The sequence below is a fragment of the Rhodoferax sp. genome (genome assembly GCF_014859475.1).
GTDB lineage: Bacteria > Pseudomonadota > Gammaproteobacteria > Burkholderiales > Burkholderiaceae_C > Rhodoferax.
In genome coordinates, this window is the sequence record NZ_JACUUE010000012.1 from 1 (window position 1) to 21044 (window position 21044).

19 protein-coding genes, 1 pseudogene and 1 riboswitch are annotated in these 21044 nt (G+C 62.6%); of the genes and pseudogenes, 10 read left to right on the top strand and 10 right to left on the bottom strand.

Annotated elements, in window-relative coordinates; translation table 11 throughout:
- Nucleotides 1-343 precede the first annotated feature (343 nt).
- From thiS to IBX54_RS02165, 3 genes and pseudogenes are all read left to right on the top strand, one after another.
- Complete coding sequence (gene thiS, locus IBX54_RS02155; protein WP_296541013.1) at nucleotides 344-553, top strand: sulfur carrier protein ThiS; 210 nt, start codon at nucleotides 344-346, stop codon at nucleotides 551-553.
- A 17-nt stretch (nucleotides 554-570) separates the two neighbouring features.
- Nucleotides 571-1377 carry a thiazole synthase gene (locus IBX54_RS02160; RefSeq protein ID WP_296541041.1) on the top strand — a complete coding sequence of 269 codons (807 nt, stop codon included), beginning with the start codon at nucleotides 571-573 and terminating at the stop codon, nucleotides 1375-1377.
- Nucleotides 1378-2089: 712 nt separating this feature from the next.
- Nucleotides 2090-2713, top strand: a pseudogene (locus IBX54_RS02165) (thiamine phosphate synthase); the annotation flags it as partial.
- A gap of 41 nt (nucleotides 2714-2754) precedes the next feature.
- On the opposite strand, the gene thiD reads toward IBX54_RS02165, so the two are convergent.
- Genes thiD through thiM form a run of 3 tightly spaced genes read right to left on the bottom strand, consistent with a single transcriptional unit; the run spans nucleotide 2755 to nucleotide 5085 of the window.
- Nucleotides 2755-3597 carry a bifunctional hydroxymethylpyrimidine kinase/phosphomethylpyrimidine kinase gene (gene thiD / locus IBX54_RS02170; protein ID WP_296541014.1) on the bottom strand — a complete coding sequence of 281 codons (843 nt, stop codon included), beginning with the start codon at nucleotides 3595-3597 and terminating at the stop codon, nucleotides 2755-2757.
- A complete protein-coding gene (gene thiE, locus IBX54_RS02175) occupies nucleotides 3594-4241 on the bottom strand; it encodes a thiamine phosphate synthase (RefSeq protein WP_296541015.1) in 648 nt (215 codons plus the stop codon). The genes thiD and thiE overlap by 4 nt, the downstream gene beginning before the upstream one ends.
- Nucleotides 4242-4245: 4 nt before the next feature.
- The gene (thiM, locus tag IBX54_RS02180; RefSeq protein ID WP_296541016.1) at nucleotides 4246-5085 is read right to left on the bottom strand and encodes a hydroxyethylthiazole kinase; all 840 of its coding nucleotides are present in this window, start codon (nucleotides 5083-5085) and stop codon (nucleotides 4246-4248) included.
- Between the two features lie 40 nt (nucleotides 5086-5125).
- A riboswitch (TPP riboswitch) is annotated at nucleotides 5126-5223 on the bottom strand.
- A 176-nt stretch (nucleotides 5224-5399) separates the two neighbouring features.
- Here thiM and IBX54_RS02185 point away from each other — a divergent pair.
- Nucleotides 5400-6059, top strand: a complete 660-nt coding sequence (locus tag IBX54_RS02185; RefSeq protein WP_296541017.1) for an LON peptidase substrate-binding domain-containing protein — start codon at nucleotides 5400-5402, stop codon at nucleotides 6057-6059.
- On the opposite strand, the gene IBX54_RS02190 is transcribed toward IBX54_RS02185, so the two are convergent.
- On the bottom strand, nucleotides 6052-7197 hold the full coding sequence (locus tag IBX54_RS02190) for an oxidoreductase (RefSeq protein WP_296541018.1): 1146 nt from the start codon (nucleotides 7195-7197) through the stop codon (nucleotides 6052-6054). The genes IBX54_RS02185 and IBX54_RS02190 overlap by 8 nt on opposite strands.
- 76 nt (nucleotides 7198-7273) lie before the next feature.
- Between IBX54_RS02190 and IBX54_RS02195 the strand changes: the two genes are divergently transcribed.
- Nucleotides 7274-8191 (top strand): acyltransferase, encoded by a 918-nt coding sequence (locus IBX54_RS02195; RefSeq protein ID WP_296541019.1) that lies wholly within the window; start codon nucleotides 7274-7276, stop codon nucleotides 8189-8191.
- 14 nt (nucleotides 8192-8205) lie between these two features.
- Here IBX54_RS02195 and IBX54_RS02200 read toward each other — a convergent pair whose 3' ends face one another.
- Nucleotides 8206-8784: an MOSC domain-containing protein gene (locus tag IBX54_RS02200; protein WP_296541020.1), complete on the bottom strand. Its 579-nt coding sequence runs from the start codon at nucleotides 8782-8784 to the stop codon at nucleotides 8206-8208.
- Between the two features lie 83 nt (nucleotides 8785-8867).
- On the opposite strand from IBX54_RS02200, the gene IBX54_RS02205 reads away from it, so the two are divergent.
- The 3 genes from IBX54_RS02205 to IBX54_RS02215 all read left to right on the top strand — a co-directional run bounded on the left by IBX54_RS02205 (nucleotide 8868) and on the right by IBX54_RS02215 (nucleotide 10923).
- A complete protein-coding gene (locus tag IBX54_RS02205; RefSeq protein WP_296541021.1) occupies nucleotides 8868-9770 on the top strand; it encodes an alpha/beta fold hydrolase in 903 nt (300 codons plus the stop codon).
- Between the two features lie 140 nt (nucleotides 9771-9910).
- Nucleotides 9911-10123 carry a 30S ribosomal protein S21 gene (gene rpsU / locus IBX54_RS02210; protein ID WP_066085880.1) on the top strand — a complete coding sequence of 71 codons (213 nt, stop codon included), beginning with the start codon at nucleotides 9911-9913 and terminating at the stop codon, nucleotides 10121-10123.
- 353 nt (nucleotides 10124-10476) lie between these two features.
- A complete protein-coding gene (locus IBX54_RS02215) occupies nucleotides 10477-10923 on the top strand; it encodes a GatB/YqeY domain-containing protein (RefSeq protein ID WP_296541022.1) in 447 nt (148 codons plus the stop codon).
- 9 nt (nucleotides 10924-10932) lie between these two features.
- On the opposite strand, the gene IBX54_RS02220 is transcribed toward IBX54_RS02215, so the two are convergent.
- Together IBX54_RS02220 and ettA are read right to left on the bottom strand one after the other, a co-directional pair.
- Nucleotides 10933-13194, bottom strand: coding sequence for a DUF1631 family protein (locus IBX54_RS02220; RefSeq protein WP_296541023.1), 2262 nt, complete (start codon nucleotides 13192-13194; stop codon nucleotides 10933-10935).
- A gap of 23 nt (nucleotides 13195-13217) precedes the next feature.
- Nucleotides 13218-14879 (bottom strand): energy-dependent translational throttle protein EttA, encoded by a 1662-nt coding sequence (ettA, locus tag IBX54_RS02225; RefSeq protein WP_296541024.1) that lies wholly within the window; start codon nucleotides 14877-14879, stop codon nucleotides 13218-13220.
- Nucleotides 14880-15203: 324 nt separating this feature from the next.
- On the opposite strand from ettA, the gene IBX54_RS02230 reads away from it, so the two are divergent.
- Nucleotides 15204-17000, top strand: a complete 1797-nt coding sequence (locus IBX54_RS02230) for a DEAD/DEAH box helicase (protein ID WP_296541025.1) — start codon at nucleotides 15204-15206, stop codon at nucleotides 16998-17000.
- Nucleotides 17001-17138: 138 nt separating this feature from the next.
- Here the strand turns inward: IBX54_RS02230 and IBX54_RS02235 are convergent, their stop codons facing one another.
- A complete protein-coding gene (locus tag IBX54_RS02235; RefSeq protein ID WP_296541026.1) occupies nucleotides 17139-17522 on the bottom strand; it encodes a hypothetical protein in 384 nt (127 codons plus the stop codon).
- 104 nt (nucleotides 17523-17626) lie between these two features.
- On the opposite strand from IBX54_RS02235, the gene gloA reads away from it, so the two are divergent.
- Nucleotides 17627-18019, top strand: coding sequence for a lactoylglutathione lyase (gene gloA / locus IBX54_RS02240; protein ID WP_296541027.1), 393 nt, complete (start codon nucleotides 17627-17629; stop codon nucleotides 18017-18019).
- A 19-nt stretch (nucleotides 18020-18038) separates the two neighbouring features.
- Here gloA and eda read toward each other — a convergent pair whose 3' ends face one another.
- Both eda and edd read right to left on the bottom strand, forming a co-directional pair.
- The gene (gene eda, locus IBX54_RS02245) at nucleotides 18039-18689 is read right to left on the bottom strand and encodes a bifunctional 4-hydroxy-2-oxoglutarate aldolase/2-dehydro-3-deoxy-phosphogluconate aldolase (protein WP_296541028.1); all 651 of its coding nucleotides are present in this window, start codon (nucleotides 18687-18689) and stop codon (nucleotides 18039-18041) included.
- Nucleotides 18690-19107: 418 nt separating this feature from the next.
- Nucleotides 19108-20925, bottom strand: coding sequence for a phosphogluconate dehydratase (edd, locus tag IBX54_RS02250; RefSeq protein ID WP_296541029.1), 1818 nt, complete (start codon nucleotides 20923-20925; stop codon nucleotides 19108-19110).
- Nucleotides 20926-21044: the final 119 nt, after the last annotated feature.

Below are 21044 nucleotides of genomic sequence, written 5' to 3' on the forward strand. Positions count from 1 at the left end.
CCCCCGTGCCTGGCCCCGAACTCCATCGGCCCGAGGCGGGCCTCCCACACAACACTGGCAGCCCCCCTTTGCCTTGTGGGAGCGGCGCCCTCGCCGCGATTGCCCCCGTGCCTGGCCCCGAACTCCATCGGCCCGAGGCGGGCCTCCCACACAACACTGGCAGCCCCCCTTTGCCTTGTGGGAGCGGCGCCCTCGCCGCGATTGCCCCCGTGCCTGGCCCCGAACTCCATCGGCCCGAGGCGGGCCTCCCACACAACACCGGCAGCCCCCCCTTGCCTTGTGGGAGCGGCGCCCTCGCCGCGATTGCCCCCGTGGCATCGGCTGGTGCCCAGGAGCCTGCCTGATGTCAGCCACCCTCACCGTCCACATCAACGGCCAGGCCTTTGTGTTGCCCGCCCCTGCCACGCTGGCAGACGCGGTGGCACAGTTGGGCCTCAAGCCGCCTTTTGCCGCTGCCGTCAACCTGCAGTTCGTCCCCAATACCCAGTACCACCACACCCTGTTGCACGACACGGACCAGATCGACCTGATCGCGCCGGTCACCGGCGGCTAGGAAACCTCACCATGAACATGAATTCAGCCCCACCCACCGACGCCTTGGTGCTCTATGGCCAGACCTTTGCCAGCCGCCTGCTGCTGGGCACCTCGCGCTACCCGTCGCCCGGCGTGTTGCAAGCGGCCGTCAAGCTGGCGCAGCCGGCCATGCTGACCGCCTCATTGCGCCGGCAAAACCTGCAGCCTGGCGAGGCCGCGCCCAACCACTTTTGGGCCATGCTGGCCGAGCTCAAGGTGCCGATGCTGCCCAACACCGCCGGCTGCCACAGCGTGCAAGAGGTCATCACCACCGCTCAAATGGCGCGCGAGGTCTTTGCCACGCCCTGGCTCAAGCTGGAGCTGATTGGCGACGACTACACGCTGCAACCCGACACCCTGAACCTGGTGGAGGCCGCCAGCCGCTTGATCAAGGACGGTTTCCAGGTGCTGCCCTATTGCACCGAAGACCTGGTGCTGTGCCAGCGCCTGGTCGATGTCGGTTGCCAGGCCATCATGCCTTGGGCCGCGCCCATTGGCACCGGCAAGGGCCCGCTCAACCCCCACGCGCTGCGCACCCTGCGCGAACGCCTGGACGTGCCGCTGCTGGTGGACGCCGGCCTGGGCCTGCCGTCACACGCGTGCCAGGTGATGGAATGGGGTTTTGACGGCGTGCTGCTCAACACCGCCGTGGCGCTGGCACAAGACCCGGTGCGCATGGCCGGTGCCTTCGCCGATGCGACCCGGGCCGGCCGCGCCGCGTTTTTGTCAGGCGTGATGCCCGAGCACGACAGCGCCCAAGCCAGCACCCCGGTGCTGGGCATGCCATTCTGGCACCAGGCCTGACGGCATGCCGAACAGCGTTCAGCCAATTTGAAAGACCGTGATGCCGCCACACAACGACCTTGACACCCTGGCCCGCGACATCGTGCGCCAGCACAGCCACCTGGCCTTGCAGGCCGACGCCCTGCAACGGCTGCCGATTTTTCTGGCAGCACTGCCCGCGGTCCTGACCGAGCCGATCCCGCAGGCGGTGTATGCCGCCTGTCGCGCGCTCGATTTCATCGACATGGATGCCCTTTGCGTGGCCAACGCCTGGCAGCACCAAAGCGCGCGCACCGGCCAGTTCGACGCCAGCGCCTGGCCCACCGAGGCGGAAGATTTTGGTGTTGGTGCCGACCTCGATGCGCCTGCGGCAAAGGCCATCGCGGCGAGGGCGCCGCTCCCACAAGGAACCCCACTTGCACCGGGGAATGATCAGCTTTTGATGGGAACCCCGCCTGCACCGGGTGGTGATGGGTATTTTTTAGGAACCCCACCTGCACCAGGGGGTGATGGGCATTTTGCAGGAATCCCACCTGCACCGGGGGATGATCAACTTTTGGTGGGAGCCCCACCTGCACCGGGTGGTGATGGGCATTTTGTAGGAGCCCCGCCTGCACCGAGGGGTGATGGGCATTTTGCAGGAACCCCACCTGCACCGGGGGGTGATGGGTATTTTGTAGGAGGCCCGCCCTCGGGCCGATGGTTGTCTGGTGCCTGGCCAGACCTCGCCAGCGCCTTTCCCCCCTGCCCGCAGCACCTCGGCCTGTACGCGGTGCTGCCCGATGCCGCCTGGGTGGGCCGCATGGCGCACGCCGGGGTGCCCACCGTGCAGTTGCGCTTCAAGTCGGACGACCCCGCGGCCATCACGCACGAAGTGCAGGCCGCCGTGCAGGCGGTGCAAGGCACCGGCGCGCTGCTGTTCATCAACGACCATTGGCAGGCGGCCATCGCGGCCGGGGCCTATGGTGTGCACCTGGGGCAGGAAGACCTGGCAGGACTCGGCGGCGCTGACCTGGACGCGATCCGCACGGCCGGGTTGCGCCTGGGGCTGAGCAGCCACGGCTATGCCGAGATGCTGCGCGCGGCAAAGGTGCAGCCCAGCTACATCGCCATGGGTGCCGTTTATGCCACGACACTCAAGCGCATGGCCACACCGCCGCAGGGCCCGGCACGACTCAAGCTGTATGCCGCGCTGCTGCGACACATGCCCACAGTGGCCATTGGCGGCATCGACGCCGCTCGGCTGCCCGAAGTGCTCGCCAGCGGCGTGGGTTCAGTGGCCGTGGTGCGGGCGCTGGTGGCTGCTGACCAGCCCGAGGCGCAGGTGCTTGCGTTGCAGGCCATGTTTGCACATTGACCTTGTCGCCCGCATGCCACTTCGGGGGTGTTGCAAGGCCGTTATTTCAGCTCACGCAACGCCATCGGCAACGGCGCAAAACCGTGGTTCAGCGGGCCTTCACCCTGGCCGGTTTTGACCGACGCACCCGCCTGCAGCGCCTGGCGCACAAAGTCACGCGCCTGTTGCACTGCGTCAACCAACGTGGCACCCAGCGCTAAGTGCGCAGCAATTGCACTGGACAGCGTGCAGCCGGTGCCGTGGGTATTGGCGGTAGCGATGCGCGGGGCCTGCAGCCACAACGGCTCGGCTGACGGCTGCAGCAGCAGGTCCATGACCGTGTCGCCGACCAGGTGCCCGCCCTTGAGCAACACAGCGCACGCACCACGCGCCAGCAGTTCAGCCGCCGCCTGCGCCATGTCGTGTGCGTTGGCAAGTGGCCGCCCGACCAGCAGCGCGGCTTCGTCCAGGTTGGGCGTGATCAGCGCCGCGCGCGGAAACAGCTCGGCCACCAGCACCACAATGGCCGGATCGTCGATGAGCTTGGCGCCGCTGGTAGCCACCATCACCGGGTCAAACACCACGCGACTTAAACGATGCCGGTCAATGGCCTGCGCTACGGTGCGCACAATCTCGGGCGAATGCAGCATGCCCACCTTGACCGCATCGGCCCCGATGTCGTCCAGCACCGCGTCAATTTGCGCGCGCAGCATGTCGGGCGGCACCGGGTGGATGGCGCGCACGCCGCAGGTGTTTTGGGCGGTCAGCGCGGTAATGGCCGTCATGCCAAAGCAGCCCAAAGCGGCAAAGGTTTTGAGGTCAGCCTGGATGCCGGCGCCGCCACCGCTGTCCGAGCCGGCAATCGACAGCACGCGCGGGTACTGGTGAATTCGTTCAATGGTCATGGTGATGCAGGTGCTCTGAAAAGGTTTTTGAAGGATTGCGCAGCCACGCCCGGGTCGGCCGCCGAACAAATGGCGCTGACCACTGCCAGGCCGTCAGCACCGGCTTGCAGCAGCTCGGCCGCATTGCCCTGGTGGATGCCGCCAATGGCCACCAGCGGCAGCGTGGTCAGGGCGCGCGCCTGGCGCAGACCCGCCAGCCCCCAGGGCGCAGCGGTGTCGGTTTTGGTGGGCGTGGCATACACCGGGCTGATGCCCAGGTAGTCCACCGGCTGCCCGGCGGCACGCGCCACATCGCTCAGGTTTTCCACCGACAGGCCAATGAACACTTCGGCTGGCAACAGTTGCCGCGCCAGCGCCACCGGCATGTCGGACTGGCCCAGGTGCACGCCCTGCGCACCGCAGGCCAGCGCCACATCCAGCCGGTCGTTGATGATCAGGGGCACGTCAAACGGTGCCAGCAGGTTTTTGACGGCCAGCGCCAGCGCCACGAAATCGCGCGTGGGCAGGGCTTTTTCGCGCAACTGCACGCAGCTCACACCGCCCTGCACGGCCGCCAGCACCACGTCAGCCAGCGCGCGGCCGCGCAAGCTGGCCTGGTCGGTGACCAGGTAAACGCGCAGCGCATCAGCCAAGGGATGGCGCATCGTGTTACGCGTTAAAGCTGAGTTTGAGTCGATTGACAAACGTGGCCTCGTCGAGCAGCTGCAGCTGGTCGAGCAGCGCGATTTGCAAACTGCCCACGCCCTGGCCCTGCACCTGCACCGCCTCGGTAGCCACTTCGCCGACCACGCCAAGGTAGGCCATGGCCGCCACCGTGGCACGCCAGGCGTCCGGCTGCACTGCACAAAAAGCCCCCACCAGCGCGGTGGCCGAGCAGCCCACGCCGGTGATGCGGGTCATCCACTCGTGGCCATTGGCCAGGCTGGCGTGGCGCCCGTCGCACGCCAGCACCTGGTCCACCGGGCCGCTGACACACACCACACCACCACTGCGCCGGCTTAGCGCACGTGCCGCCTGCAGCGCATCGGCCACAGCGGCGGCGCTGTCCACACCGCGGGTTTGCGCGGCCACACCCGCCACACTCATGATTTCAGAAGCGTTGCCGCGAATGACGGTGGGCATGGCCTGGTCCAGCAGGGCCTGGATACTTTCGTTGCGGTAGCGGGTGGCGCCCGCGCCCACCGGGTCAAGCACGGCCGGGATGCCGCGCGCCGTGGCCACCTTGAGCGCCTGGCACATGCTGTTGATCCAATACGGCTCCAGCGTGCCAATGTTGAGCACCAGCGCCTGGGCAATGGCCGCCATATCGGCCACCTCTTCGTGGGCGTGCGCCATCACTGGCGAGGCCCCCATGGCCAGCAGCACGTTGGCGTTGAAGTTCATCACCACCAGGTTGGTGATGGCGTGCACCAGCGGGCGCCGCGCACGCACCGCGAGCACATCGGCCCAGAGATCGGCAGGAGAAAGTAAATTGGTTTGAGCGGCCATGACAGATTCCAGCAAGTGATCCGGGGCCGCTTGAACACAACGTGCGTTGTGAACGCTTTCCTACGCTGGTACGACCCAGATCAGGTTCAAAGAGTATTTTCTCAGCCACCCGACCGGGCGGCACCTCTAGCACTGCGGATGATAACGGATGCACTTCAGACTTGAGTTCGCCAAAACAGATTCACGCCTCAACTGCGCCAAAGCTTCGCGCAAAATCCTGCTGTCAACGCTCATCACCCAGCTGCGTTAACATTGTTTTGAGTCACCGTGCATCAGGGCGCTGTGGCGCTTAAGCTCTTATCTCGTGACTGACCATGTCTGAAACCTTGTCCATTGATGCCTTGCCGCTTTTCCCTCTGGAGTTGGTGCTGTTCCCCGGCGGTTATCTGCCGCTGCGTATTTTTGAGGTGCGCTACCTCGACATGGTTGGCAAGTGTTTCAAGGCCGATGCGCCGTTTGGCATTGTCACCATCAACCGCGGCGCGTCTGCGTTGGGTACCAGCGCCAGTGCAACGGACATGCGGGGTCCGGCGCAGGATATTTTTTACCCCAAGGGCACGCTGGCCCGCATTACCCAATTAAGTCAGCCGCAGCCGGGCCTGATGATGATCAGTTGCACCGGTGCGCAGCGCTTTACCGTGCCGCAGCCCGAGTTGCTCAAACACGGTCTGTGGGTTGGTACGGCCAGCTTGCTGCCCGCTGACCAGAGCGTGCCGATTCCCGACGATTTGTTGCCGGTAGCCGGCGCCTTGGCGCGCGTCATCGACACCCTGAAGGCGCAAGGCATGACACCCGAGCAGATGCCGGTGCAACCGCCCTACGCGCTGCATGACTGCGCCTGGGTGGCCAACCGCTGGTGTGACCTGCTGCCGATGTCGCTGGCGCAAAAGCACCACTTGATGACGCTCGACAGCCCCTTGGTGCGGCTCGAGTTGGTGAGCGATCTGCTCGAGCGCAACGGTATTCCTACCTGACTCTTGGTGGCGCTGGCAGCGCCACAAACTGCCCCAGCGCCGCGCTTTGCTCGCCCAGGCTCAGCAGTTGCATGACCGCATGCACCTGCTCGCGCGTAACGCCAGGTTGCGGCACGCGCCCCCAAAGGTGGTCACGCAACTGGGCGTAGTAGGCCAGGTAGTTGCCCACTGGCTGGGGCGCCACCGTGCGCACCGACACTGGCGCTGTCACGCCGGGAATGTTTTCCATGCGCAGCAGTTGGCCCGGCTGCGGGTCTTGACCCCATTGCTGCAACGCTTCGAGTTGCGGGCGCTCACCGAGCTTTAGGGCATCTTCCTGCACGTCCAATCCGAATTTGGTGAAGCTGCCCCGCGTGCCATGCACCGCCCAGCGCGGTCCGGGCTCGGCCACCAGCGTGCTGGCGTGCAGCATCACGCGCAAGCCGCCTTGCGGCGTGTCGTAGCGCAGCAGCGCATGAAACCAGTCGTTCACCTGGGCACCGTCGCGCACCTTGGCCTGCTCCAGCAGCATCGCGTCGGGCGGGCCAAACAGCACCAGGGCTTGGTCGAGCAGATGCGGCCCCAGGTCAAACCACAGCCCCGAGCCGGGCAGGTTTTGCTCGCGCCAGCGCTGCGGCACCGTGGGGCGGTAGCGGTCAAAATTTGAGTTCACCTGCACCACACGGCCCAACTGGCCGTTTCGAATGGCTTGTTGCAGCGCCAGAAAGTCGCTGTCAAAGCGGCGGTTCTGGAACACCGTGAGTACCCTGCCTTGTTGGCGCGCCAGGGCAAGCAAGGTTTCGGTTTCAGTCAACGTGACGGTGCAAGGCTTGTCTAACACCACATGTTTGCCCGCCTGCAGCGCGGCCCGGGCCAGTTCAAAATGGCTGTTATTGGGCGTGGCAATAACCACCAGGTCGATGGCCGGGTCAGCAAGCGCCGCGCTGGCGGCAGGCACACAGGGCACGCCCGGCCAGTCGCGCTGCACGGCACCAGCCTGGCGCGTGACGATGCAAGCCAGCCGCAGACCGGGCACGCCGGAGATGAGCGGCGCATGAAAAATACGGCCGGCACCGCCGTAACCCACCAGTGCGACGCGCAGGGGAGCCGGTTGCGGCTGGTGTTGGGGCTTGTGTTGGGGGTTTGCCATAGTGTTCATGCCCGAATCATCACCGAAAATACGGCCAGGCTGTTACCGTGGCGGTACCGGTTTGCCCTTCACACTTATTTTCACCATGCTCCATTTTTTGCCATCGCCGCTCAAAGGTCTCATTGCCAGTACGCTGATGCTGCTCAACATTTTGTTTTGGGTGCCTGTTTTGCTGCTGGTTGCCATGGTCAAGCTGCTGCTGCCTTTCAGGCGCGTGCGCCTGATCATCGACCCGCTATTGCTGCGCATTGCCGAGGCCTGGATTGCCGGCAACAGCGGCTGGATGCGCCTGACGCAGGCGATGCAATGGGACGTGAGTGGCATCGACGGCCTGAACCCACGCCAGTGGTACCTGGTGGTGTGCAACCACCAGTCGTGGGTTGATATTCTGGTGTTGCAGCATGTGCTGAACCGGCGCATTCCGCTGCTCAAGTTTTTTCTTAAACAGCAGCTGATCTGGGTGCCCATCATGGGGCTGGCCTGGTGGGCGCTCGAGTTTCCGTTCATGCGCCGACACACCGAGGCGTATCTGCAAAAGCACCCCGAAGAGCGCGGCAAGGATGCTGCCACCACCCGCGCCGCCTGTGAAAAATATGCACTGGTGCCCACCAGCGTGATGAATTTTGTCGAGGGCACGCGCTTTACCCTGGCCAAACAGCAGCGCCAGCAGTCGCCCTACCGGCATTTGCTCAAGCCCAAGGCTGGCGGCGTGAGCCTGGCGCTGCAGGCCATGGGCGAGAAGTTTGGCGCCGTGCTCGACATCACCATTGCCTACCCGGATGGCGCACCCAACTTCTGGCAATTTTTGCAGGGGCGTGTGCCGCGCGTCATTGTGCAAGCCCGCACGCTGGCTGTGCCGAGGGTCAGCGCCGATGACGATGCCGCTAGCGACCCGTCGCAGGCATTGCGCACGCTAAGCCAGGATTGGGTAAACCAGCTGTGGGCCGACAAGGATGCCCTGCTAAACAAGCTTCTTGACAAGCCTGCGGCACCCGCAAAATAAGCATCAGCGCGCTGTCAGCGCATGTGCTTGAACATCCTGGCCTTGAACATTTCCGGTATGCCCAGGCGGCGCGGACCGGGAACCAGTTCAAACACCTCACCAGCCTGCAAGGTGCCGGGCTCATCCACCGCCAGGTAAAAGCCACAACAGCCGCGCTGCGCCATGCGCCTGCTCGCCGTGTTGAAGCCCATCGCCGCGTTGAACTTGTAGCAGGGCTCGCGGGGTTGGGTGACACGCAGCGCGCAGTGGGCAAATTGCAGCACGTCGCCCACCCACACTTCAGTTTCCAACAAACCCGCCAGGCTCAGGTTTTCACCGATGCTGCCCCACGGCAGACTGGTGTCGATGTCTGCCTGCCCGGCGTCGGCGCGGGCTTGTTGCCAAAACGGGTAATGCTCGCTGGGGTAGGCATAAACCGCCTTGTCCAGACCGCCATGCACTGACCCATCGGCCTGTTCGTCGCCCGCCAGTCCCAAAGGCATCACCGCGACCGGGCCACACACAGGCTGCTTGTGGATGGCGGTGAGCACGCTGCGGCCATGGATGCTGACACGCCGGGCACTGGCGATTTGCAGACTCAAGAGTTGTGGCATGGTAAAAATCCGGATTGCATCAATCAAGAAGACTCTGGCGCTGGCATACTCGCCAAGACACCCTCATTATCAGGACAACCGCCATGCTCGCCCGCTTGTTGCGCCGCGTTTACTTCATTCAACTGCTGACCGGCGCCCTGCTGGGCACTTATACGGCTGATCGACTTGGTCTTGACCGGTCTGAAGCACTGACGCTGGTGCTTGCGTTTGCCCTGCTGTTGCCGCTGTTACTGCAGTTTGGCGTGATCAGCATCAGCATGATCCGATCACGCCCCCGACAGGCTGGCGCCTTGTGGCGGCGGGCCTATTGGGGTGAATTCATGGCCGCTTTGCGAATTTACTGGCTGCACCTGCCCTGGGCAGGTGCCAAAAATGAAGCGTGGTTGCCAACCACAGTGCAGCCCGGGCAGGCCGGGCGGGTGCCCGTGCTGCTGGTGCATGGCTACATTTGCAACTACCGGGTATGGGACAAAGTGGCACAAGCGCTGCACCAGGCCGGTCATCCGGTGTTGGCCATCACGCTGGAGCCACTGTTTACCTCGATTGACGACTACACAGCAAAAATCCAGCAGGCCGTGCAGCAGTTGCAACAAGCCACAGGTGCCGCGCAGGTGGCGTTGGTGGGGCACAGCATGGGCGGCCTGGTCATGCGCGCCTGGCTGCGCCAGCATGGCAGCGCCACTGTGGCCAAAATCATCACCCTGGGAACACCGCACCAGGGAACCCGCATAGCAGCCTGGTCGCCCACCACCAACGCGGCTCAAATGGCTTGGCACAGCGCCTGGTTGCAAGCCTTGCAAGCCAGTGAGAGCCCGGCCACCCGGCAATTGATGCACATTGCCTTGACGCGGCACGACAACATTGTTTACCCGCAGCGCGAGCAGGTGCTTGAAGGTGCGGCGGTAACCGAATTCGAGGGTGTGGGGCACCTTGCGCTGTGCCTGGACGACCGGGTAATTCAGTGGTTGTTGCAAAAATTAGCCTGAACCTGTCTTATAATCCGTGGCTTTGCTGGCAAAACTCCGCTGCCTGATCAACTTTTAAGCGGGGAACTTCGCAAATGCTTTGGTTTCAGGCCCGATCTTCCTGAAACTGATCGTTTGCATATTTTGGATCTCTTGACGTAATGACAACCATCCGTGTTAAAGACAACGAACCTTTTGACGTCGCGCTGCGCCGCTTTAAACGCACCATTGAAAAACTGGGCCTTCTGACCGACTTGCGCGCCCGTGAGTTCTACGAAAAGCCCACTTCCGAGCGTAAGCGCAAGAAGGCTGCTGCCGTCAAACGCAATTACAAGCGCATTCGCGCCATGCAATTGCCCAAGAAGATGTACTGATCCTGTTGCTCTGACAGGGCTGTCACAGCCTCTTGTACAAGCTCGCCGGGGACGCTCAGGCGGGCTTTTTTTATGCCTGAGGCAATTTAACCTGGATTCCTCAGTTGACCGCTTGAAAACTTTGATAAGGCAATGAAATGATGAGAAGAAATGACTTCGATCACGTTCACCTTTTGGGTGAAAGCGCTACGCGAGCGACAAGTGCCGCTGGCAGCGTGCCTGGGGTCGTTGCTTCTCCTTGCGGGCAGTAGCCCGCTGCGTCGTCGCGCCTACCCAGACACGCCACCAGCAGCCCAATCGTACGCGTCCAACTGAGGAATCCAGGTTTAATCCAGATTCAAGGAGTATTGAAAATGTCACTCAAAGACCAGGTTGTGGAAGACATGAAAACCGCCATGCGCGCCAAAGACAGTGAGCGCCTGGGCGCCATCCGTCTGCTGTTGGCCGCAGCCAAGCAAAAGGAAGTGGACGAACGCGTGGTGCTCGACGATGCCGCCATGATTGCCATCGTTGACAAACTCATCAAACAGCGCAGAGACTCTGTGGATGCCTACACCAAGGCCCAGCGCATCGACCTGGCAGACAAGGAAAGTGCCGAGATCGTGGTGTTGCAAGCCTATTTACCACAGCGTCTGAATGCGCAAGAGGTGAGCACGGCGGTGCAAGCCATTGTGACCAGTCTGGGTGCCACAGGCCCTGGCGACATGGGCCGGGTGATGGCAGCCGTCAAGACACAACTGGCCGGTAAAGCCGATATGGCCATGGTGTCTCAAACGGTCAAAGCCGCGCTGGCGGGCTGAGGGCCGTCATCACAACTTGATATCGAGGCTGTTGAGCATGGCAGCGTGGACCACCGCATTCAGCGCGTCGTCCACCACCGATTGCTCCGACACCACGCGCAAGGCATTGACCGCCAGCATTTTCTCGAGCACGCGCCGCGTCATGGACTGGGTATTACCATTTACATTGGTAAACAGGTACAGAGAGCTTTGCGGACTGATCCAGCTGAGTTGGCTGCGCTGCCAGGTTCCCTGAACACGCATTTCAAGCCATGCGCCAACCGTCAGTTGCGCCAATTCAGCGGCAGACGAAACCGGTTCGACCTGACTGGCCTGGGGCAACACAGACTCCAGCATGGGCTTGCCAGCCAGATCAGCCCCGTCGGCCGGCGCTGGGGGCGGCGCTTCATCGAACATTTCCATGAAGCCGGAAGCCTGGGCCTCTTCAGGTGCCAGCCAGTGCTTGTAGTCGCCAAGCGGGTTTTCCTTGGGCGCAATGTTCTGCTGCCTGGATTCACCTATGGATGGCCGCAAGGCCTGCTGGTGCAACTGCGTCAGCACATCAAAAAACAAGCTGGTCTGATTGGCTGGGTAATTGATCAAGGCCAGGCCCTCACGCAATTTGGATAGCAGTCTGGCCATTTCCCTGGTCAGACTGGCCACATGCTGGCGAGTCAGTTCTGGCTGGGCGCTCCAAAGCAGGAGATTCACCAGCTCTTTATAGCCACCGGGGTCCTCGACACCCTCCACATTGTTGAGTTCAGCATAAGCCATCACCTGCGCCCACGGGCCGTATAAAAACTGTGCCACGCTTGCGTTCACCCGCTGCATGTCGGGTATCTGCTCCAGGGCAGCGACCATTTTTTCAGCGCGCAGGTTGCGCTCCTCGGCTCGTCCCAAGGCTTGCATGGCCTGTTCCACCGTCTGGCTGGTCACCGCAGATTGTTCCGACCACATGGCGTTGAGATTGCGCAGGGCCAGTTCGAACGGCTCGGCGCTGTGAACGGGCATGCGCGACAAGGGGTTGACGTAGCGATGCAGCGACCTGATGAAAAGCGCATAGCCGGGCGCGTCAACCGAGTCAAAAGCCAGCCCGCGCTGGGTCACTTCCTGAAGCAGGCGGCGCGCCGGATGAAGCTTGTTGTTGAAAAAGCGCACATCCACCTTCACCAGCCGGAACAAAGCAGGTTCCAGGTCTTCAATGACGCGGCGGATAGGGCCCAGCAAACGGGTGTCTTGGAGCAGGTTGTCAAGCATCTGGCACATCACTTCAAAGCTCAGGACTTGTGCAGAATTTTGACAGCGACGGCGGTATTTTTGGCGAATGGACTCAGACTGGCTGGCAGTGCCTGGTGGCGCACGCTGCCCTTGTGGCAAGCGGGCCACAACATCTTCCACCTGGTTCATGTTTTGCAAGGCCATGAAGGCCGCCGGGATCGTCGCGGCAAAGTCGGTGGTTGGTTCGTCCGTGTCCTCCTGGGCATCCCAGGCGTTCGATTCAAATTCACCTGAAAACTGCGCCTCTGCTTCGTCGGGTGCCTTGTTTTGCTGGACCGTTGATTGGCCAGCAAATAACCCATGCACCCGGTCCAGGGTCAGCAAATTGGCTTGCTCCGGCTGGACCGACGGCCTTTGCGGCTCCACCTTTTTGACCGACAACAAGGGGGGCACCCCGTAGGATTGAATATTTTTAGCCAACGAGGCGTATGAACCCTTCAAAGCCTTCCCCAGAGGCGTGGCCATGTAGCCGAACCAGATGATGCGCGTTGATGTGGGCACAGCGGCATCCACCAGCAACTCGTGCAACACCTTCAGATAAATCTTCGGCCGCAAAGGATTGCCTTCGGGCCGGATTTGATCACGCCCGAGCAAGGTGCTCATGTAGCTATCGAGTTCGCACAGCGAATCTTGCGCCGAGTTGTGTACCAAGCGCAATACCCGCGCCATTTCGACCCGCTCCTGCACCTGGGTTTCATCCATCTGCTCCAACAGGTCATGGCTCAATTCACCCATGGCCAGTTCACCAAATTGGGAACTGGTGACCTGTTTGCTCTGGAGTGCCTGGCGCAACAGAGCCGGAAATTGGGCGCACAAGGCGGCCGCTTTTTTGTCCAGAAACTGACGGCTCAAGCGCAACTGATCGCGCTCGGGTAACCCGGGAGAATGCGCAATTTCCGCATCGAGCGAGCGCAATGCAGCATGAAAGACCTCGCGCAACAAGCCCTCACCATCACGCGCCGACTGCCCCAGTGCAGCGCGAAACAAATTCAGGTAGTGTTCAGCTGCCGTCACTTGGGTGCTCGACTCGTCTTCGGTTAGTGCAAGGCCTTGTAGCGCATGCGATGGGGCCGCGCGCCATCTTCGCCCAGGCGGCGTTTCTTGTCGGCTTCGTATTCCTGGTAATTGCCATCATAAAAGTACCACTGGCTGTCGCCCTCGCAGGCCAGTATGTGGGTGGCAATGCGGTCCAGAAACCAGCGGTCGTGGCTGATCACCATGACCGAGCCGGCAAACTCCAGCAAGGCGTCTTCCAGCGCGCGCAGGGTTTCCACGTCGAGGTCGTTGGACGGTTCGTCGAGCATCAGCACGTTGCCACCGGCAATCAGCGTCTTGGCCAGATGCAAGCGCCCGCGCTCACCGCCCGAGAGCATGCCAACACGCTTTTGCTGGTCGGCGCCATTGAAGTTGAAGCGCCCGCAATAGGCCCGGCTGGCCATCTGGAATTTGCCGATGTTGAGCATGTCGAGCCCGCCGGAAACATCTTCCCAAACGGTTTTTTCATTGGACAAATCGTCGCGGTTCTGGTCAACAAAAGCCATCTTGACAGTCTGGCCAATCTTGACTTCGCCGGAATCGGGTTTCTCGCGTCCGGCAATCATCTTGAACAGGGTGGATTTACCGGCGCCGTTGGGGCCGATGATGCCAACAATCGCGCCCGGCGGCACCTTGAAGCTCAGGTTGTCGATCAGCACGCGCTCGCCAAAGGACTTCGTGACATTGACAAACTCAATCACTTCCTGGCCCAGGCGATCCGCCACGGGAATGAAAATTTCGTTGGTCTCGTTGCGCTTCTGGTATTCGAAGTCGGACAGTTCTTCGAAGCGGGCCAGGCGCGCCTTGCTTTTGGCCTGGCGTGCCTTGGGGTTCTGGCGCGACCATTCCAGCTCCTTCTTGAGTGCCTTGGCGCGCGAATCTTCGCTCTTTTGCTCCGACTCCAGCCGGGCCTGCTTTTGCGCCATCCACGAGCTGTAGTTGCCTTTGTATGGAATGCCGTTGCCACGGTCAAGCTCCAGAATCCACTCGGCGGCGTTGTCCAGAAAATAACGGTCGTGGGTGATGGCCACCACGGTGCCGCTGTAGCGCTGCAAAAATTGCTCCAGCCAGTCCACCGACTCGGCGTCGAGGTGGTTGGTGGGCTCGTCGAGCAGCAGCATGTCGGGGTGCTCCAGCAGCAGGCGGCACAGCGCCACACGGCGTTTCTCGCCGCCTGACAACACACCCACCCGGGCTTCCCAAGGCGGCAGGCGCAGCGCGTCGGCGGCTATTTCGAGCTGGTGCTCGGAGTCGGTGCCCGAGGTGGCAATGATGGCTTCGAGCTCGGCCTGCTCGGCGGCGAGCTTGTCAAAGTCGGCGTCTTCGTCGCCATAGGCAATGTAAACCTCTTCCAGGCGGGCCTTGGCCTTGATCACCTTGCCCATGGCTTCTTCCACGGTTTCACGCACGGTTTTGTCCGGATCAAGCTGGGGTTCTTGCGGCAGGTAGCCAATGTTCAGGCCCGGCATCGGGATGGCTTCGCCCTCGATTTCCTTGTCCAGACCGGCCATGATGCGCAGCAGGGTTGATTTGCCCGAGCCGTTGGTGCCGAGCACGCCAATCTTGGCACCGGGGAAGAAACTGAGAGAAATGTCTTTCAGAATTTGCCGCTTGGGTGGCACGATCTTGCCGACGCGGTTCATTGAAAATACGTATTGAGCCATGGGTCTTTTGCAATCACATAAAAGTAAAAACTGCATTATCGGTGCACGCACCGACGCCGCCTGAGGTGCAGCATTTTGCAACCATTCGGGCGTTTGCCTTGCCGCCTGACTGGCAAAAATCAGGCCGCCGCCAGGGATTTTCCAGAGCGTGCGACAATACACGGGCTTGTGGGGCTTCAGTTGCCTGCAAGACCAGCACCTTGCTGGGAACCCGGGTACCACACCGCGGTTCCATTTTTGATCCCGTCTGCCTTTGACTGAACTGTCGCTAACCGCGCCAGAACAGGCCGATGCCCTGGCGCCCTGGATGGGGTGCACCTCTAAATGAAATTTGAAGAACTTAACTTGGCTCCGGCCATCATCAAGGCCGTGCTGGAGCAAGGCTACGAAAAACCCACGCCCATTCAGGCACAAGCCATTCCGGTCGTGCTCGAGGGCCATGACCTTCTTGGCGGCGCCCAAACCGGCACCGGCAAAACGGCCGCCTTTGTGCTGCCCATGCTGCACAAGCTGATCGCCTCAGAAGCACCGCGCAACAAGTTTGGCGGCATTGCCACCCGCGCGCTGGTGCTCACGCCGACGCGCGAGCTCGCCGCCCAGGTCGAGGAATCGGTGCAAACTTACGGCAAATATGTCGAACTGAGTTCGACCGCCATTTTTGGCGGTGTCGGCATGAACCCGCAAATCAGCCGCATGAAAAAAGGCGTGGACATTTTGGTGGCTACCCCCGGGCGCCTGCTCGACCTGATGCAACAAGGCATGGTGGACCTGAGCCAGGTGCAGATGCTGGTGCTCGACGAGGCCGACCGCATGCTCGACATGGGCTTTATCCATGACGTCAAAAAAGTGCTGGCCGCCGTGCCCAAGGACAAACAAAGTCTGCTGTTCTCGGCCACCTTCAGCGACGAAATCCGCGAACTCGCCGACACGCTGCTGAAAAACCCGCAAAGCGTGCAGGTCACGCCGCGCAACACCACGGTGCAACGCATCACCCAGCTGATTCACCCGGTGGGTCGTGGCAAAAAGAAGGCGCTGCTGGCGCACATCATCCAGCAAAAAAACTGGAGCCAGGTGCTGGTGTTCACTCGCACCAAGTTCGGTGCCAACAACGTCGCCGAGTTTCTGGAAAAAAATGGCATCACCGCCATGGCGCTGCACGGCAACAAAAGCCAGTCGGCGCGCACCCAGGCGCTGGCCGGTTTCAAGAGCGGTGAGATGCGCGCCCTGGTGGCCACCGACATTGCCGCACGCGGCATCGACATCGACGACCTGCCGCACGTGGTGAATTACGACATTCCCAATGTGACCGAAGATTACGTGCACCGCATTGGCCGCACCGGCCGCGCTGGTGCCGACGGCATGGCCGTGAACCTGGTGAGCCTGGACGAAGAAGGCTTCATGCAAGCCATCGAGCGTTACACCAAGCAGGACATTGCCGTTGAGATCATTGCCGAATTCATGCCCGAGCCCGGTGAAAAGGCCGAACCCATCGCCATGGGCCGCCAAACCATCTGGGGCGGCGCAGGCAAACCGCCGAGCCGCGACGTGATGCAGGCCGCAGCCAAGGCAGCCCGCACCGAAATGCTGACCCGGGTGCGCGAGAGCAAAGGCCCGGGCGCAGCGCGCAGTGGCGGCGGCGGCAGAGGCCCGGCGCCGGGCGGGCGCAGTGGCAGCCGAGGTGGGCGCAGTGGCGGCGGCAGAAACGCCCCTGGCGGCGCAGCTTACGGCGACGAAGCTAATTTTGACAACGCAGGCGGCGGCCGCGAAGCCGAGCCGCGCAGCCATTTGAGTGCTGCCGAGCAGGCCGTGCGCGGCCCGGGTCAACGCCAGGCGCGTGGCTATGGCGGCGGCAACGGTGGCGGTTACGGCGGCCCGGTCGATGCTGGCGCCGGCCCCTCACGGGCAGGCGCTGGTGGTCAACCCGACCCAATGCGCACCAGCGTGGACATGATGGCTGACCGCGGCCCACGCCGTGGCGGCTATGGCGGCGGCAACCGCAACGCCGGTGGCGGTGGCGCTGGCTATGCTGGCGGCGCTCGCCGTCCGGGCGGTGGTGCTGGCAGGCCGGGCGGCAATCGCCCGCGCAACGCCAGCGGCACCCGCGGCCAATCGGGTCGTTAAACCCGCGTCACTCATGCCCAAGCCCAACAGCCGTTCGCGGCGAGGGCGCCACTCCCACCAAGACAAACACAAACCAACTGGCTTTGCTTTTGTGGGAGTGGCGCCCTCGCCGCGAATGGCTTGGGCCCTGGCAGCCTGTTAGCCGCGCAAAAACAGCGTCACCAGCGGCTCTAACCCCAGCTGACGGCTCCAGTGGCCGTGCCGCTGGTCGTCAAACACCTGATCTGCGGGCAGCAGGTCGGCGGAATAAAAGTGTTCACCCGGCTTGAAGATGCGTGAGCTGCCATCGTGCAAGCCAATCTCCATCTGTCCAGCCAAAATAAATACCCATTGCGGATCGGTTGTGCAGTGGTAGCTGCTGCGAAAGCCGACCGGGCTGGTACGCAACTGGTAGCCCCCTGAGGGCATCAAGGCAGACAGCGCCGACTTCGGGCTACCCTGGTCGAGCATCAGGGTTTCCTCCTTGAAACGCGCCTGACCGTGGCTGTCGGTAAATAAAATGACTTTGGTGAAGTGGGTCATGCGGACTCCTTGATTAATAATTGCCTTGATTATTGCCTGCCCGGTCAAAGCGCCCGCAGCGCACACACCGCACGCGAAACACACAACCCAAAGGAATCCGAACCATGCGACTTCTTCACACCATGCTACGCGTTGCCAACCTGCAAAGGTCCATCGATTTCTACACCCAGGTGCTGGGTATGAAACTGCTGCGCACCTCCGAGAACCCCGAGTACAAATACACGCTGGCCTTTGTTGGCTACGGCAGCAACCCCGACCACGCGGAGCTGGAGCTTACCTACAACTGGGGCGTCGAAAATTACGAGCTGGGCACCGCTTATGGCCACATCGCTCTGGCCGTGCCCGATGCCGCAGCGGCCTGCGCCAAGATCAAGGCCGCGGGCGGCAACGTCACGCGCGAGGCCGGTCCGGTCCAGGGTGGCAGCACGGTGATTGCCTTTGTTACTGACCCTGACGGCTACAAGATCGAACTGATCGAGCGGCCGCAGGCCATTTAAGCGCCCGACAAATGCCGACTTAGCGCGCCAGACTTCGAAGATTTACGGTTTCACCCGCGAGCCGCGTGACACGGCCCCAGTCGCCCTGCTCGGCGGTGCTGGCGGGCACCAGCCAGGAGCCGCCCACACACACCACGTTTTTCAAGGCCAGAAAGTCGGGCGCGTTTTGCAGCGTGACACCACCCGTGGGGCAAAACCTGGCATCAAAAAATGGGCCGGCCCAGGCCTTGAGCATGGCCACGCCACCAGCTTGCACGGCCGGGAAAAACTTGAGTTCGGTAAAGCCGTCCTCGCAGGCGGCCATGATCTCGCTGCCGGTTGCCACACCAGGCAACAGCGCCAGACCCATGTCGCGGCAGGCCTGCCCCACGGTTGGGGTGTAGCCCGGGCTCACCGCAAAGCGCGCCCCGGCATTGGCTGCCGCCTGGGCATCAGCCCTTGAGCGCACGGTGCCGGCGCCCACCACAGCCTCAGGAACTTCGCGGGCGATGGCCTCGATGCTGGCCAGCGCCTGTGGCGTGCGCAGCGTGACTTCGAGCATGCGAATGCCGCCCGCCAGCAAGGCACGCGCCATCGGCACCGCGTGTGCCACGTTGCTCAGCACAATCACCGGAATTACCGGGGCGTCTTGCATCACCTGCAAGGCAGTCAGAGGGGTAGGAGTTGTCATGTGAGCTTTCAAAAAAACGGACAAGAGTCATTGCGAGCCCGCCGTATCCGGCCCGATACCGCACACGGACCTTGAACAGAGACTTCGTCACTGCGAGCCTGCCGAATCGGCTCGATACCGCACACAGACCATGAACCAACCCCGTCATCGCGAGGCCGCAGGCCGTGGCGATCCATGCAGTCGGCAGTCATGGATTGCGTCACTGCGTTCGCAATGACGGGGCTGTTCATGGAAAGCGTAGCGCGGCGATCCATGACTTCCGGGGTCATGGATTGCGTCACTTCGTTCGCAATGACGGTGCTGTTCATGGAAAGCGTAGCGCGGCAGTCCATGCAGTCCGGGGACATGGATTGCGTCACTTTGTTCGCAATGACGGGGCTGTTCATGGAAAGCGAGGCGCGGCAATTTATGTATCTGCTCACAGCCAGCTGCAAGCGCCCTCTTCGGCGGTCAAGGCGTTGCGGCGCATATTGGCAAACAGCTCGCGGCCCATGCCGACGCTGTTGGCGGCGCGCAAATCAGCGGGCATGGGCAGCACCTCGCGGGCGGCCCAGTCGGCATCTGGCACCAGCACTTGCAGCACACCGGCATTGGCATCGAGCCTAATCACATCGTCGTCGCGCACGCGGGCCAACGGGCCCCCGGCGGCGGCCTCGGGCGACACATGGATGGCGGCGGGCACCTTGCCCGACGCTCCGCTCATGCGGCCGTCGGTGACCAGCGCCACCCGGTAGCCCTTGCCCTGCAACACCGCCAGCGGTGGCGTGAGCTTGTGCAGCTCGGGCATGCCGTTGGCTTGCGGACCCTGCCAGCGCACCACGCAAATCAGGTCGCGGTTGAGTTCGTCGGCGGCAAAGGCCTGGTGCAAGGCCTCCTGCGAGTCAAAGACGCGGCAGGGTGCTTCAATCACATGGCGGTCGTCGGGTACCGCCGAAATCTTGATCACGCTGCGCCCCAGGTTGCCCTGCAGCAGTTTCAGGCCGCCGCTGAGGCTGAATGGCGTGTTGACGGGACGCACCACCGAGTCGTCCTGGCTGACCGCTGCCGTGTCCCAGTGCAGCTGGCCTTGCGCATCAGCGCGTGGAATGCCGGTGTACTCGCGCAGGCCGCCCGCCCGGTTGGTGAGCACATCGGCGTGCATGTAGCCGCCGTCGAGCAACTCACGGATGATGAAACCCGGGCCACCGGCCGCCTGGAACTGGTTGACGTCGGCACTGCCGTTGGGATAGACCCGGCTCAGCAGCGGCACCACCTCGGACAGCGCCGAGAAGTCGTCCCAGTCGATCACGATGCCGGCCGCACGCGCCACCGCCACCCAGTGGATCAGGTGGTTGGTCGAGCCGCCCGTGGCCAGCAAGGCGGCCATGGCGTTGACGATGCAGCGCTCATCGACCACACGGCCAATGGGCGGGCATTTGAAATCGGCGCTGCCCAGCACGGTGCGCAGCGCCTCGCGGGTGAGCTCGTCGCGCGCGGCCGCGCCGGGGTTGATGAAGGCCGTGCCCGGCACATGCAGGCCCATGGCTTCGAGCAGCATCTGGTTGCTGTTGGCTGTGCCGTAAAAGGTGCAGGTGCCGGGGCTGTGGTAAGCCGCCGATTCCGCCGCCAATAACTCGGTGCGACCAACCAGACCTTGGGCAGCTTGTTCGCGTACCTTGGATTTTTCGCTGTTGGACAAGCCCGAGTTCATGGGCCCAGCCGGCACAAACACAGTGGGCAGGTGGCCGAACTGCAGGGCACCAATGAGCAGGCCCGGCACGATCTTGTCGCACACGCCCAGCATCAGCGCGCCGGCAAAAACGTCGTGGCTAAGCGACACTGCCGTGGCCATGGCGATGACATCGCGCGAAAACAGACTGAGTTCCATACCCGCCGTGCCCTGCGTAACACCGTCGCACATGGCGGGCACAGCGCCGGCCACCTGGGCCGTGGCGCCGTGTTTGCGCGCCTCGGCTTTGATCAGGTCCGGGTAGTGCTGTAACGGCGCGTGGGCCGACAGCATGTCGTTGTAGGCGGTGACGATGCCGATGTTGGGTGCCTTTTGGGCCACCACGCGCAGCTTGTCGTTGCCTGGCAAGGCGGCAAACGCATGCGCCACGTTGGCACAACCCAGGCGCTCGGCTCCTGGCGGACGCTGCAGCGCAGCCTCGAGCCGCGCCAAATAGGCGCTTCGGGTGGGCAAACTGCGCTGGGTGATGCGCTGGGTGACTTGGGCGACAGTGGCGTGAAGTTTCATGGTTTTAATAAATATTGGTAACTAAATTACAGGTGCCATCTTACCCGTTAAATCAAAACCATCAGTGCAAAAAAGTTACCAATGGATTACCAATCCCGCCACCAGCCCGACCAGGGTGA

Coding starts and splice junctions, on each gene's coding strand:
- thiS (WP_296541013.1), top strand. CDS start 344: ATGTCAGCCACCCTCACCGTCCACATCAACGGCCAGGCCTTTGTGTTG.
- IBX54_RS02160 (WP_296541041.1), top strand. CDS start 571: ATGAATTCAGCCCCACCCACCGACGCCTTGGTGCTCTATGGCCAGACC.
- thiD (WP_296541014.1), bottom strand. CDS start 3,597: ATGACCATTGAACGAATTCACCAGTACCCGCGCGTGCTGTCGATTGCC.
- thiE (WP_296541015.1), bottom strand. CDS start 4,241: ATGCGCCATCCCTTGGCTGATGCGCTGCGCGTTTACCTGGTCACCGAC.
- thiM (WP_296541016.1), bottom strand. CDS start 5,085: ATGGCCGCTCAAACCAATTTACTTTCTCCTGCCGATCTCTGGGCCGAT.
- IBX54_RS02185 (WP_296541017.1), top strand. CDS start 5,400: ATGTCTGAAACCTTGTCCATTGATGCCTTGCCGCTTTTCCCTCTGGAG.
- IBX54_RS02190 (WP_296541018.1), bottom strand. CDS start 7,197: ATGAACACTATGGCAAACCCCCAACACAAGCCCCAACACCAGCCGCAA.
- IBX54_RS02195 (WP_296541019.1), top strand. CDS start 7,274: ATGCTCCATTTTTTGCCATCGCCGCTCAAAGGTCTCATTGCCAGTACG.
- IBX54_RS02200 (WP_296541020.1), bottom strand. CDS start 8,784: ATGCCACAACTCTTGAGTCTGCAAATCGCCAGTGCCCGGCGTGTCAGC.
- IBX54_RS02205 (WP_296541021.1), top strand. CDS start 8,868: ATGCTCGCCCGCTTGTTGCGCCGCGTTTACTTCATTCAACTGCTGACC.
- rpsU (WP_066085880.1), top strand. CDS start 9,911: ATGACAACCATCCGTGTTAAAGACAACGAACCTTTTGACGTCGCGCTG.
- IBX54_RS02215 (WP_296541022.1), top strand. CDS start 10,477: ATGTCACTCAAAGACCAGGTTGTGGAAGACATGAAAACCGCCATGCGC.
- ettA (WP_296541024.1), bottom strand. CDS start 14,879: ATGGCTCAATACGTATTTTCAATGAACCGCGTCGGCAAGATCGTGCCA.
- IBX54_RS02230 (WP_296541025.1), top strand. CDS start 15,204: ATGAAATTTGAAGAACTTAACTTGGCTCCGGCCATCATCAAGGCCGTG.
- IBX54_RS02235 (WP_296541026.1), bottom strand. CDS start 17,522: ATGACCCACTTCACCAAAGTCATTTTATTTACCGACAGCCACGGTCAG.
- gloA (WP_296541027.1), top strand. CDS start 17,627: ATGCGACTTCTTCACACCATGCTACGCGTTGCCAACCTGCAAAGGTCC.
- eda (WP_296541028.1), bottom strand. CDS start 18,689: ATGACAACTCCTACCCCTCTGACTGCCTTGCAGGTGATGCAAGACGCC.
- edd (WP_296541029.1), bottom strand. CDS start 20,925: ATGAAACTTCACGCCACTGTCGCCCAAGTCACCCAGCGCATCACCCAG.